Origin of the sequence: Pedobacter segetis (genome assembly GCF_016623585.1) — a bacterium.
In the GTDB taxonomy this organism is placed as follows: domain Bacteria; phylum Bacteroidota; class Bacteroidia; order Sphingobacteriales; family Sphingobacteriaceae; genus Pseudopedobacter; species Pseudopedobacter segetis.
Map to the genome: position 1 here is coordinate 120241 of NZ_JAEHFY010000007.1, position 12736 is coordinate 132976.

Below are 12736 nucleotides of genomic sequence, written 5' to 3' on the forward strand. Positions count from 1 at the left end.
ATAAAAATTTTGAAATGGAAAAAGGAGCTGTATTTCCTTTGTTTTATCTACCAAATGTAGAATTTTTTAATACCCTACGATCTTATAGCGAAAATGGAATCTTTTTAGAAAATAAAGAACATTACCCTAAGCAAACCTTTAGAAACAGAACCGTTATTGCTGGGCCAAATGGTAAATTAGAGTTGAGTGTGCCCATAAAAAAAGGGCGTTTACAACATACACCATATAAAGATATAAGGATAAGTAATGACGATGACTGGCAACGCATACATTGGTTAAGTTTAGGAACAAGTTATAGAAGCTCGGCCTATTTCGAGTTTTATGAAGACGATTTCGCCCCGTTTTATCAACAAAAGTTCAATTTTTTGTTTGATTACAACCTGCAGCTTTTAGAAGTAATCCTGAAATCTATCAAAATGAAAGTTGATTATAAATTTACAGAAGAATACCATCCTCAGTATAATGATAAAGAAGACTTTAGGTCATCATTAAATATCAGAAAACCTAGTGCTTACCAAACAAAAAAATACCATCAAGTTTTTGAGGATAGAAACCCATATTTGAACAATATCTGTATATTGGATCTGTTGTTTAACCAAGGCCCACAGGCATCAAAGTTTTTTTAAATTAAATTATCAGTTTTGAAAATCCCTCTTCCGAAAATCGATATTTCTAAGATCAACATTACCCAGCACAGAAGGAGAAATAACCCAGGCGAGGTCCCAGGTACTTTCTTTATTAATGAAACTGCCTTACCCAGTAAGATTTTTGTTTATTCTTATAAAGAAGATCACTTAGAAGAACTAGCGGCAAACGATATGGCTGATGCCATAAACTTTACAAAAAATCATAGAGGTTATACCCATTGGATAGATGTTAAGGGCTTAGGCTCTCAAAGTGTTCTGGATTTTATCCAAAAAGAATTTGATGTTAATCCTCTAGTGATGGAAGATATAGTGCATACCCACCAACGGCCAAAAAACGAGGAATACGACCATTTTATGTTTGTGGTAAGCAGGATGTTAGAGCTAGACAAAGGGCTGCAACTCAAAAACGAACAACTTTCTTTTCTGCTTTTTAAAGATACCCTTATCAGTTTTCAGGAAGATTATGACGATGTACTGGACCCCGTAAGAAACCGTTTAAGAAAAAACGTGAATGGTAACATAAGGGTTTTAGGGCCCTCTTATATGCTATACGCATTAATGGATACCGTTATTGATCATTATTTTACCATCATCAATAGGTTAGGAGATGAGCTTGAAATTGTAGAGGACCATCTTTATCAAAAACCAAGAAAGCAATTGATGTACCGTATCCAAGGGGTTAAAAAGCTGATGATTACTATGAGAAGAGGATCTTGGCCAGAACGCGATAAGCTCAATGAGCTTTTAAAATCCACCAATCCTTTGATCAACGAAGAGGTTAAGTTATTTTTAAGGGATGCCTATGATCATAGTATCCAAATTATAGATCTGATAGAAAGCATGCGTGAAACCGCCACCAGTTTGTTGGATCTATACCTTTCATTGATGAGCAATAAGATGAACGAAGTGATGAAAACCCTAACCATCATCTCGGCTATTTTTATCCCATTAACATTTATTGCCGGCATTTATGGGATGAATTTTGCCTATCAAGACCCAAAAACGGGCGAAATATTGAAAGACAACATGCCAGAATTATACATGCACAACGGATATATGTATGTGATGATATTGATGCTTCTGATCGCTATTGCCCAAATATGGTATTTTGCTAGAAAAGGTTGGTTTAGGGATTAAGACTTTTTTTGGTTTCTTCCTATCTGATCAAAAATTTCTGTGATCTTATCCTTGTTGCTTTTAGAAACGCTTATCTTCTCTCCATCTTCCATTAAAACATAGCCACCGTCATTTCTGATGTACTTTTTTAGATATGCGGGGTTTATCAAATGAGATTGGTGTATACGTACAAAACCGTTCTTAAATAATATTTGCTCTACTTCTTTTAAGGTTCTACATATCAGATGCTTCTCTTCGTTTTTTAAAAAAAAATGGGTGTAACTACTTTCTGATTGGCACCTAATAATATTCTCTATTGCAATAAACTCTAGCCCATAGGTTGTTGGCAATGCTAGTTTCTTATTTTGCGCATTCCCGTTTTGCAAAGAATCTATCAGAAAATCAAATTGGTTTAACGTTAAATATTTTTGATTTTTACGTTCCCAAAGATCTATGCAATTAGAAAGCTCTAAAGGATCAATCGGCTTTAGCAAATAGCTAACGGCACTAAAATTAAATGCTTTAATTGCATATTGATCATAAGCGGTGGTAAAAACAACGTCGAATTTAAACTGGGATAAGCTATTAAGCAACTCAAATCCGTTTAGCCCAGGCATTTCAATATCTAAAAAAAGCAAATCAAAAGTGTTTTGCCTCAAATAATCTTGTGCCAATCTCGCATCGTTAAAAACAGCTATTATCTGTATGTTTTTGTTTAGGCCATCTATTAGCATTTGTAAAGACGCAGTACAATGCAGCTCATCATCTATTATTACAATACTGATCATAATTGTTTATTTTAAGCTTAAAATAATTTTTGTGCCATCTGGCAATCCGTTGGTTTCCATATCAACTATTTTCAGGTAAATCTTTGTTGTGGAGGTATTGTTAAAAAGGGCGATGCGTTCTTGGGTTAGCAGCATACCGTATGATTGATGTTTTTTGAATTTACTTTTCAAACTTTCTGATTTTTTTCGGCCAATGCCATTGTCTTCAATCAAAATTTGGCAACTTTTATCGTTTTCGTTTAGTGGGTTAATTCTAATATCTATTGCTTTTTCTGTACGGTTGCTATTCAGCAACCCATGCCAAATTGCATTTTCTATAAAGGGCTGTAAAAGTAATGGAGGCAAGTAAATCTCATTGGTATTTAGTTTTGGCGAAACGGTTATGTTATAGGTAAATTTTTCTTCAAATCTATTGGCTTCAATATCAAGGTATAACCGTAATGCCGTCAATTCTTGATTTAAGTTTATCTTTTCTTTTCGGCTGTTTTCTAAGATCAATCTTATCAACCTCGAAAATTTATTTAAGTAATTAACCGCCTTTTCATCTTGGTTGCTCATTACCAAATACCTGATGGAATTTAAGCTGTTGAACAAAAAATGTGGGTTCATCTGCGAGCGTAAAGCTTGCATTTCTGCCTCTGCGATTTTTCTCTCAAAATCTAGCTTTAGAGATGTCAACTTACGCTGTTCCATTTCTCTGTTAACTGCAATTAATTTTTGCGTTCTTTCGTTAACTTTTTGCTCTAGTTCTAAATTGGAAGATTCTATCAATTGTTTATTGATCTGTAATTGGTTGATGAGGGCAAGCTGGTTATTGTTCTTATCCTTCTCTGTTATCCTGATGCGGTATCCGATAGCAAGTGAAAAACAAAGAACTTCGGCCAGTATGCCTAATTGAAAAACATTTAACGAGTTTAGGCCAAGCGTTATGAATTGAAAAGATTGAAACCTATAATCAACAAAGGCAGCTAAAAAACCAGAGAATATGTAACAACTTACACCTACCAAAAAATAATTTAAGACCGGTGTTTTGACTTTTTTTGCAGCCCACACAACCAATATGATATTTAAAGGCACTAATATTATCCTTGTGATTACAAATAGCGTACTGCGCAATTGTAAGGGATAATAAAAGTACATCATAAAGAAATGCAAAACAGCATAGCATATATATACATATGAAAGTGATTTAAGAACTTTTACCAACTTCGGGTCGTATTTTTTAATGTCCAATAAATAAATCACAAAAAAGTGGTAAACCGCAAAAAACAAAAACTGGATCGGTTCATTGATATATATTCTGAAGAGTGGAAACTCGCCCAGCAAACTGCCTATATAGGTAATCCTATCAAGCCTCATTAAGGCATATATAATTGCTCCCAGTAAATAAAGAGAGTAAAAAAGATATATTTTATGATAGCTCTTTAAGAAAAGAAATATCATAAAAAAGAAAAGAAAACTTAATGAACCAATAAATACAATGGGTATAAATGTGTCTTTAAAAGAGGTTTGATAATATTTTAATATCTCTTGGTCAAAAGTATTGCTATCTTCTAAACTTAAATCTAAATCAGCACTATGGTTGCCTTTATTAAATACTTTAACAAAAATATTTTTTTTCTCGCCCTTCTTTATCTTAAAGGAAAAATAATAGGGAATATTTTCTATCTGTAAAACTGATGTTTTGTTAAGCGTACCTGCCCTACCTAAAAGAATTACGCTATCTTCTCGTTGCTCATAAAGTTCGGTGTAATCATTATTTCCACAATAAATAAAGTGAATGATGTCTTGGTCCAAATCATTAAAAAGCGGGATTTTAAACCAATAAGCTTTATCTTTTTCAATATTTATGAGCCGTTTATTAGAGGTAAATTTTGCTGCAAAAACAGTTTCTATACCCGTTTCTTTGTTAGTTTTTGCAAGCGATATTTGCTGAATATCAAAAAAATAATTAATGCCCTTTAAATTAGAAATTTTTAAACTTTCGTTTTGTTGGCAGCTTACATTGCTACTAATACATATAAAAAATATGACAATGAGAACCTTAAAGAACAATTTAAAACCCAGCCTAAAATTCACCTATTTTTAATTTTAAATATAATAGGTTCAAATTATAACGATAATTTTTAAAATCAAAATCAAATTCTTACGCTAAAGTGCCAAATACTTATTCAAATGGTACAAATACTTATCGCCTATTTTTTATTGGTTTTTTTGATGATATAATTGATCATCATTTAAAAAAATTAAATAAAAAAAAATGAAAAAATTTAATCTACTTTTTATGTTGTTCGCAATTATTATTTGCACCTCATCTACTTTTGCACAAGAAACTTTTAAACAAAAGCTAGAAAGAAAGCTTAAAGAAGCAAAAGAACAAAAAATAGATAAAACCATTGATAAAGCTCTTGGTAAAAGTGAAGAGAAATTAGACAAAGGGGTTAATGGAGTGCTAGAAGGCAAAGATAAAAGCAAAAAAGATAGGTCTTTAAATAGCGAAGGCAATCTTGATAACAACGCCGTAAACGACAAAGAAAACGTTACTAATACACAAAATAAGCAGTCGGTGCGAATTTCTGCTACCTCTAAATTCGATTTTATACCAGGAGAAAAAGTTTTGTATTACGATGATTTTTCCACTACCTCAATTGGTGATTTTCCTCATGGATGGAACACAAACTCCTCTGCCGAGATTGTGAAACTTACGGGTTCAGAAGATAAATGGCTTTTTATGACCAAAGACGGCTATTTCCAACCAATTATGGTAACCGATATGCCAGAGAATTTCACTTTAGAATTTAATCTTTTTAACAGATATAGGAGCAACAATATATTGAATTATCATTTCATCTTGGCAGCATCAGATAACCCAAAGAAAGATTTAAGTGAAGGCGATATGACCAATATGTTTAGGTTTAATTGGGCGGGTTGCATTGGCGAGGCAGGTTTTTATACTAATGAAAATGGAGAGAAAACAAATGAAAACGCAAGTTTAAACATTAAAGGATTAATGGGCGGAGGGGATAATTTTGAGACCCCAGTAAATGCTAAAATTTCTATTTGGAGACAGAAAACAAGGTTGCGCATTTATGTGAACGATGCAAAGGTATTAGACCTGCCGCAAGCTTTGGACCCTAAACTTAGATACAATGTTTTCAAGTTTGGCAGCAATTACATGAATTATTCTGATAATGAGAAAAAAGATGAGTTTATGGTTTCTAATCTGAGGTACTCCATTGGTGCGCCCGATACCAGAAGCAGATTGATTACAGAAGGGAAGCTGGTAACAAGAGGGATTTTGTTTGATGTTAATTCTGATCAAATTAAGCCAGAATCAAATGGAGTTTTAAAAGAGATAGCTGCTGTTTTGCAAGAAAACCCAACCGTAAAAGTAAAAATTATAGGGCATACGGATAGTGATGGTGATGCTGCTTTAAACTTAGATTTATCAAAACGTAGAGCTACTGCCGTAAAAGCTGCTTTAACAGATATTTTTGGAATTAGTGGCGACAGGTTTATGACTGATGGAAAAGGTGCTGCCGAGCCTACAGATCCAAATACCACCATCCAAGGAAAAGCTAATAACCGTAGGGTAGAATTCATCAAACTTTAATAATGGGTGTTAAACTGTTGCTCTTCATATGTCTCAATTTTACGCTGCATTTTCAAGATGATGATTTTGCAGAAACTTTAGCAAATACTTATTTGGTAGCTAATAAAAGTAATACAGGCATTACCAAAATAATTATTGATACTCAACATAAAAAGATAAAGGTTTGGGAAGGTTGTGTGCCAAAAGATTGCGATTGGGGAATAGTTTCTTATAAAAAAACGGGAGATATATTAACCGCATGGTACACCATGGGCGATATTAAGAAGCATATTAATCTAAACTTAAAACGTGATGATTTAATAATGGAGGCTGAGATTAAATATTATATGGATGAAAAAATAATTAAAACAGTGAACTATCAACTTAAATCACAAAAAAATAGATTAAAATAATCATGAAAAAAATTTACACAACACTATTTGTATTGTTAATTGCATTGGCATCCCAAGCTCAAAACTGGAACGGTTTATCTGGTACTTGGACACCCAACTCACCTTCCAATATATCAACATTCACCAACATCACATTTATTCAGCTACTTTCTGCTCAGCATATTAAGATATCTAATGTAAATAATGTACATACCGTTTTTGACTTGAAAACAATAGCAAACGGCGCAGAAACTACTGAACCTTTTGAGGTTAAAAAGTTATATGGTTATGATGCTAAAAAGATATTTGTTAGAATTTACAAAGAAAACAACAAATTAAGGGTGGTTAGAAAAATCTATGAATATGATAGAAACGGAACAATATTAAATAAAGCTACTGCTGATAGCGTATTGTTTGGATATGTAACCATCAAAGAACCAGGTCTTAATATTAATAAATCAAATGTTAACATTGTTGATAGCAGGATTACTCCAATTAATGATTTAGGAAATAACTTTAAAGCTAATAAAGCCTTTTATGGTGGCACAAAATATAGAATAGAATTTTTATCGCTTAACAATTTAAAAGGAGACGAAGATTTTGATACTGAAAAAGATTTAGAAATTCTTGGAGGTTTTAAATGCTTTGTTAGGGATGAAAATAAAAAACAAATTACCTCGCCAAAGCAAATCTACTTTCATGCTAGCCAAGTAGGGTCCCCCGTTTTATTGAAAGTAAACCAGCCAATTTCTTTAAATAATATGGCTATTGATTTTACAGTATCCCCCGGAGGTTTTTCTAAATGTGCACTACTGTTTACTGGTATTTTTCAAGAATTACATAGAAGTAAATATGATGGCGATTTTCCGATGACACAAGGTTATTATTTAAGGGACAACAAAGAAATAAAGACAGAAGAATTAGATTTCTCTAAAGCATTGGCTGGAGAAAATATGGTAGAAATGAATTTAAGACTAGAAAGAAATGGAAGTGGACAACCCACTACAATTGGTGTAAAACTTAAAATCACTAAAATAAATTAACTTATGAAAAGGTTATTCATAACATTAATAACTGTGCTTTCTGTATTGGGTTTAAAAGCCCAAACACAAGAAGAACTAGCCAAAGCTCAGCAAGAATACATGCAACAAATGGGCAAAGCGATGAACTGCGATACTTTGGCAAAAATCTTAAAAGCCAATTTTGATGCTATTGATAAATCTCGGTTAACCAAAAAGCAGTTGGAAGAATATAAAACCACCTTTGATGAGCAAATAAGAAACTGTAAAGAGTATTCAAAAATGGCTAGTGGGTACAGTAGCGCACAACCACCAAAAGACAAGTGGAAAAAAACGCAGGAAGCAAACAATGTAAATATGCCTAGCGGTGAAAAGCCACCATTTAACAGTATAGAAATTCCCTCGGCATATCAAATAACCTATCAAATAAAAGATGGTAAAGATGTAGTGAACTTGGATATTTTTCTTTCGGCAGAAAATGCAAATTATGGGGTAGTAACTAAAGACCCAGAAACTGGAGAAAACTTCTATTCAATTTTTAAAGAAGCCAATAAAAGAATGTATATGATTGGCCGAGGAACGGTAACGTCTTATGATTTTTCGAAATTTCAACAATCTGGGCAAAGCCTTACTCCAACAAAAGAAGAACTAATTAAATACAAACTAAAACCAACGGGTGCAATAGAAATCATAGCTGGCTATTTGTGCAAAGAGCTTGTAGGTAAAACCGATGATGGTACTATGCTGAAACTTTATGTAGCATACGGAATAAAATCTGGTTGTTTGGTAATGCCAGGTGCGAGATATAAAGTAGCAGAAAAGCCATTATATAAAAAGTTTTATGGAACTGATGAATTAGGTTTTTTTCTAAAAGCAGTAACTGTTTCTAATGAGGGTACAACAACATTGATAGCTAATACAGTCAAAAAAAATCCTGCTCAAGTAACTTTAGATATTAGCAAATACAATTATTTTGATGCTAGTACATTATTTCAAATACCAAAAAACTAAAACCTTAATTAAAAGAAAAAATGAAAATTATAAGAAAACTATTCACAATTATTACACTGTTTTCAGTATTTCAACTAAAAGCACAAAACCCTAATACAGATGGAATATACTCTACAAAGTTTGGAAACATAAGTTTAACAACTGAAATAAGCTCGGAATTTGCGGGCGGAACTATCTCTTATGGCGACTACAGAGATAATGGAACCATTACCGGCGCAATAAGTAAAGCAGGAAATGATGAAGTTTTAAACGGAACTTTTTTTAACGGTTCGTCCTTGGGGAAATTTATTTTTCGGCCATCCGGTGTCGATTTTTATAACAAAACCTTTAATCAAAGAATTACACGGTTAGTAGGTTACTGGGGATATCAAACTAATAATGATCTTTCTGAAGATAATAATGATAAATGGATAGCAGAACGAACAAAATTTGGTGTCGCAAATGTTAAAAATGAAACAAATGTTTGGTCTGGTAAGTGGAACACTACAGATGGCTCCATGCATTTGGCGCAAGTAGGAAAAAATATTACTGGCAGATATAAAGGTGTTGGAACAGTTACAGCTACTTATAATCCATCTACCCGCCTCTTAACTGGAACTTTTTTTAATCAAAATATCAAAAAAACCGGATACATAGAATTTTACTTTGAAGGAAATACTTTTAAAGGAAAATGTGGGTGGACAGCCGCCATGACAGAAGGAAACTGGGATGGAACAAAAGATGTGAAAAACAATAAAGAACTGTCTAAAATGACGGTTACCTCTACAACAAGTCAAGGATTAACTACAAATTCAAATTCTCAAAACACTTCTAAAGATGAATTATTTAAAATTAGAGTTAGAGCAGTTCAAGCGATTTCAATGAGTAATTCTATTTTAACTAATCCAGACTTATACGGATTCGCTAGGTTTGAGTTAAAGAAAATTACACCTAACCAATCAATTGATATTAAGTCGGTTGGTAATAAAAACAAATATATTTTTGAAACAACAGAAGATAACCCATTAATAAAAAATCAGATATACATTAATTTTCCCGATCAACCAACTTACTACAGAGATTTTATTATTTCAAAAAATGATTGGGAAAATAATAACATAGGTTTTGAATTAACAATTGGTCATCATTTAAAAACGAAAGAGTATGGTCAACCTAATAAAGATTGTGGTAAGTACCAAGAAACATTTAATTTAAAGAAATCGCAAGCACTAAATAAACAATATAAAATTCCAAATACAGATACTAAAGTCTGTTACCTCAAATTTTATATAGAAAAACTATAAACATGAAAAGTATCGCTTTCACACTCATCATATTTTGCTGATAAAAGAAAATTAAGATCCCCACAAATTAATCCATAAAGAAATGAAAAAATTATTATTAGTAATTGGCCTTTAATTAGGCTTCGCCAGATTAACTATGGCTCAAAGTGTTAACGGTTCCATCAAAATTAATGAACGATCTAAAACAGAAATCAAAATGGAAAGCGCTAATGTTGTAAACCTTTATGCCGCATTTAGGGAGAATAAATACCCTATTTTATTCAATTTTAAAGTAGCCGATGTCCCTTTAAATACTGATAAAAAGGAGGTAGTGATGGTCCAGTTTTTCACTACCGTAAAAAAAGACGGAAAAGTAATCGGAACGATTGAAAGAAGTCCAATCCCGTTTTTCCCTGGCGATATGTTTTTACCAGTAGAAACTTTTGATTTTATCGCCATTCTCTCAAATATTAAGGATAATAGCTTAGGTAAAATATCCGAAGTGCCAAAAGGAAACTATCAGGTTAGCTTAGAGGCAGTGGCAAGCGGCATAAAAGGTAAAATCACTCCGGCAACTTTTACGGTATTTTTTTAAAACCACCATCATGAAAAATATAATAACGTTGATTTTTTGTGTTTTTACAATTACGCCTTTTTTTGCGTGTACCAACAACCAAAAGCAAAAAGCTAATGAAAAGCTTGCCGCATTAAATCCATCAAAAAACATTGAGGCTAACGGTTGTTTATTGCAATATGCCACTAAGTATGAAGAACTGTTGAGTGTAGATAAAGCCGCAGCAATTACTGGTTTGGCTACAGCTGATGCTAAAACGGATTACAATAAATTGATGGATGACCCAACTTTTCAAAGTTTGACTTATAAATGGAAAGGAGACAGAAAGAAGAAAATAGAGATTAATCGAATGGTTGTAAATGTGCCATCCCCAAACTATATAAAAATCAGCGGGATGAAGCCTTTTACCATAGAGCTTTTTAGAAGGGATTACACAAAGAAAACAGAAAAGGAAATTGCCCAAATAAGTATAAAACTTGATAAGGCTTTTGATAAAGCATTAGACCAAAAATCAGAAAGCAAAGAAGCCAATAAAGCGGCTAAAAACATAGAAAGAACCGGAACTTCAAAAGCAAAAGCAAAAACTGTTGTCGAAAACATGAAACAATCTGGCCTTATGAAGATACTGGGAGCTTATGAGCCTGTAAACGGGCTGGGTGATGCCGCTTCTTGGAATACATTGGAAAAAAGATTATATGTACTGAAAGACGGGGTATGTTTTTATATAGAAACAGATTTGAGCGATAAGCCAGATATCAACAAAGAAAAAGCTATAGAAGCTGCAAGAGCAGTACTGGCAAAATGTAATTGAAACAAAAGTTAATAACCTATATTTTAAAAAGCATTAAAATTGAGCTTCAGTTTTGATGCTTTTTTATATCCTGATCCCATACCCAAAAAGGATAAAATTAGTACCCAAGAAACTTACCATATTTCTATTGTAAAGCGTTACCTATCTTTTAAATGAATAAATTGATCTCAAAACCGATCAGTTTAAATGAATTTTTAATAAATTTAGGTCATGAAATATACATTTACTATATTATTTGTTGCACTATTTAAATTGTCTTTTGGTTTTGATGTGATCGATGATTTAAGCAATGTGTTAAAAAATGGGGATATAAAAACCTTGTCCACTTATTTTTCTAACACCATAGAGTTATCGATAATGGATCAGGATGATATTTATTCTGCAAACCAGGCTAATTTGATACTCAAGGATTTCTTTACTAAAAATCCTCCTAGCGCAACCAAAATTATCCATAAAGTAGTGTCTAATGCCAACTATAAATTTGGGGTTATTGTTTACAATAGTAGCAAGGGTAATTATAGGATTAGCTTAGAATTAAAAGGTAACGGGAGCGATTTTAAGCTAACGCAAATCAGAATAGATGAAAATAAAAATTAATCACACAAGAAAATTTCTATTTTTGAAGCTTATATTTAACACCGTTGAAACAAGATTTGCTCTATAAATTTATCCAAAATGCTCTAAGAGAAGATGTTGGTAATGGCGATCACACTTCCTTATCTACTATCCCTTCAAACGCCGTTGGCAGTGCCAAGCTTTTAATCAAAGAAAACGGAGTAGTTTCTGGAGTAAAAATAGCGTTAGAGATTTTTAAAGCCGTTGATCCTAAATTAAAAGTAGAAGTAAAGATCAATGATGGCACACCTGTAAAAATCAACGACGTTGTATTTACAGTATCTGGAAACGCCAGGTCTATTTTAACGGCAGAAAGGTTGGTTCTAAACACCATGCAAAGGATGAGCGGTATTACCACCACCACAAGAAGGATAGTAGATTTGCTAAGCAGCACAAGCACCAAGGTTTTAGATACCCGTAAAACTACACCAAACATCAGGTTTTTAGAGAAAGAAGCTGTTAAAATTGGTGGCGGTGTAAACCATAGGTTTGGGCTTTATGATATGATTTTGATAAAAGACAACCATATAGATTATGCCGGTGGAATTGCAAATGCAATTAATGCTGCACACCAATATTTAAAAGATAAAGCCCTAGGGTTACAGATAGAAATTGAAGTGAGGGATTTTTTAGAATTGGGGCAAGTATTAGAAGTTGGGGGCATAGATCGGATATTATTGGACAATTTTAATTTTAACGACCTTAAGAAGGCCGTTAAAATAATCGATGGAAGATTTAAAACAGAGGCTTCTGGTGGAATTACCGAAGAAAATGCTTTAGAATTTGCCAAGTGTGGCGTAAACTATATCTCTATGGGTGCGCTTACCCATTCTGTAAAAAGTTTAGACATGAGCTTAAAAGCCATAGTTTAATTAACGATATTTTTTTATATGAATATTAATCCCTCAT

At 32.9% G+C, this 12736-nt stretch carries 13 protein-coding genes; 11 read left to right on the plus strand and 2 right to left on the minus strand.

Going from position 1 to position 12736, the window contains the following annotated elements; translation table 11 throughout:
* The first annotated feature begins 14 nt into the window (after positions 1–14).
* Together I5M32_RS06345 and corA are read left to right on the plus strand one after the other, a co-directional pair.
* Positions 15–626, plus strand: a complete 612-nt coding sequence (locus tag I5M32_RS06345; RefSeq protein WP_200585353.1) for a WbqC family protein — start codon at positions 15–17, stop codon at positions 624–626.
* 15 nt (positions 627–641) lie between these two features.
* Entirely contained in the window at positions 642–1784 is a 1143-nt protein-coding gene (gene corA / locus I5M32_RS06350) for a magnesium/cobalt transporter CorA (protein ID WP_234461879.1), read from the plus strand.
* Here corA and I5M32_RS06355 read toward each other — a convergent pair.
* Both I5M32_RS06355 and I5M32_RS06360 read right to left on the minus strand, forming a co-directional pair.
* On the minus strand, positions 1781–2551 hold the full coding sequence (locus I5M32_RS06355; RefSeq protein ID WP_200585354.1) for a LytR/AlgR family response regulator transcription factor: 771 nt from the start codon (positions 2549–2551) through the stop codon (positions 1781–1783). The two genes, corA and I5M32_RS06355, sit on opposite strands and share 4 nt — an antisense overlap.
* 6 nt (positions 2552–2557) lie before the next feature.
* Entirely contained in the window at positions 2558–4630 is a 2073-nt protein-coding gene (locus tag I5M32_RS06360; protein ID WP_200585355.1) for a histidine kinase, read from the minus strand.
* Between the two features lie 181 nt (positions 4631–4811).
* Here I5M32_RS06360 and I5M32_RS06365 point away from each other — a divergent pair, with 181 nt between their 5' ends.
* The 9 genes from I5M32_RS06365 to nadC all read left to right on the plus strand — a co-directional run bounded on the left by I5M32_RS06365 (position 4812) and on the right by nadC (position 12699).
* Positions 4812–6164: an OmpA family protein gene (locus I5M32_RS06365; protein ID WP_200585356.1), complete on the plus strand. Its 1353-nt coding sequence runs from the start codon at positions 4812–4814 to the stop codon at positions 6162–6164.
* 2 nt (positions 6165–6166) lie between these two features.
* On the plus strand, positions 6167–6556 hold the full coding sequence (locus tag I5M32_RS06370; RefSeq protein WP_200585357.1) for a hypothetical protein: 390 nt from the start codon (positions 6167–6169) through the stop codon (positions 6554–6556).
* Between the two features lie 2 nt (positions 6557–6558).
* A complete protein-coding gene (locus tag I5M32_RS06375; RefSeq protein ID WP_200585358.1) occupies positions 6559–7578 on the plus strand; it encodes a hypothetical protein in 1020 nt (339 codons plus the stop codon).
* Positions 7579–7581: 3 nt separating this feature from the next.
* On the plus strand, positions 7582–8565 hold the full coding sequence (locus tag I5M32_RS06380; RefSeq protein ID WP_200585359.1) for a hypothetical protein: 984 nt from the start codon (positions 7582–7584) through the stop codon (positions 8563–8565).
* 20 nt (positions 8566–8585) lie between these two features.
* Entirely contained in the window at positions 8586–9848 is a 1263-nt protein-coding gene (locus I5M32_RS06385; RefSeq protein WP_200585360.1) for a hypothetical protein, read from the plus strand.
* Between the two features lie 196 nt (positions 9849–10044).
* Positions 10045–10422, plus strand: coding sequence for a hypothetical protein (locus tag I5M32_RS06390; RefSeq protein WP_200585361.1), 378 nt, complete (start codon positions 10045–10047; stop codon positions 10420–10422).
* A gap of 10 nt (positions 10423–10432) precedes the next feature.
* On the plus strand, positions 10433–11212 hold the full coding sequence (locus tag I5M32_RS06395; RefSeq protein WP_200585362.1) for a hypothetical protein: 780 nt from the start codon (positions 10433–10435) through the stop codon (positions 11210–11212).
* A 210-nt stretch (positions 11213–11422) separates the two neighbouring features.
* Complete coding sequence (locus tag I5M32_RS06400; RefSeq protein ID WP_200585363.1) at positions 11423–11809, plus strand: DUF4783 domain-containing protein; 387 nt, start codon at positions 11423–11425, stop codon at positions 11807–11809.
* A 44-nt stretch (positions 11810–11853) separates the two neighbouring features.
* The gene (nadC, locus tag I5M32_RS06405) at positions 11854–12699 is read left to right on the plus strand and encodes a carboxylating nicotinate-nucleotide diphosphorylase (protein ID WP_200585364.1); all 846 of its coding nucleotides are present in this window, start codon (positions 11854–11856) and stop codon (positions 12697–12699) included.
* Positions 12700–12736: the final 37 nt, after the last annotated feature.

Coding starts and splice junctions, on each gene's coding strand:
- I5M32_RS06400 (WP_200585363.1), top strand. CDS start 11,423: ATGAAATATACATTTACTATATTATTTGTTGCACTATTTAAATTGTCT.
- I5M32_RS06345 (WP_200585353.1), top strand. CDS start 15: ATGGAAAAAGGAGCTGTATTTCCTTTGTTTTATCTACCAAATGTAGAA.
- I5M32_RS06395 (WP_200585362.1), top strand. CDS start 10,433: ATGAAAAATATAATAACGTTGATTTTTTGTGTTTTTACAATTACGCCT.
- I5M32_RS06355 (WP_200585354.1), bottom strand. CDS start 2,551: ATGATCAGTATTGTAATAATAGATGATGAGCTGCATTGTACTGCGTCT.
- I5M32_RS06375 (WP_200585358.1), top strand. CDS start 6,559: ATGAAAAAAATTTACACAACACTATTTGTATTGTTAATTGCATTGGCA.
- I5M32_RS06370 (WP_200585357.1), top strand. CDS start 6,167: ATGGGTGTTAAACTGTTGCTCTTCATATGTCTCAATTTTACGCTGCAT.
- I5M32_RS06385 (WP_200585360.1), top strand. CDS start 8,586: ATGAAAATTATAAGAAAACTATTCACAATTATTACACTGTTTTCAGTA.
- I5M32_RS06380 (WP_200585359.1), top strand. CDS start 7,582: ATGAAAAGGTTATTCATAACATTAATAACTGTGCTTTCTGTATTGGGT.
- I5M32_RS06390 (WP_200585361.1), top strand. CDS start 10,045: ATGGAAAGCGCTAATGTTGTAAACCTTTATGCCGCATTTAGGGAGAAT.
- I5M32_RS06365 (WP_200585356.1), top strand. CDS start 4,812: ATGAAAAAATTTAATCTACTTTTTATGTTGTTCGCAATTATTATTTGC.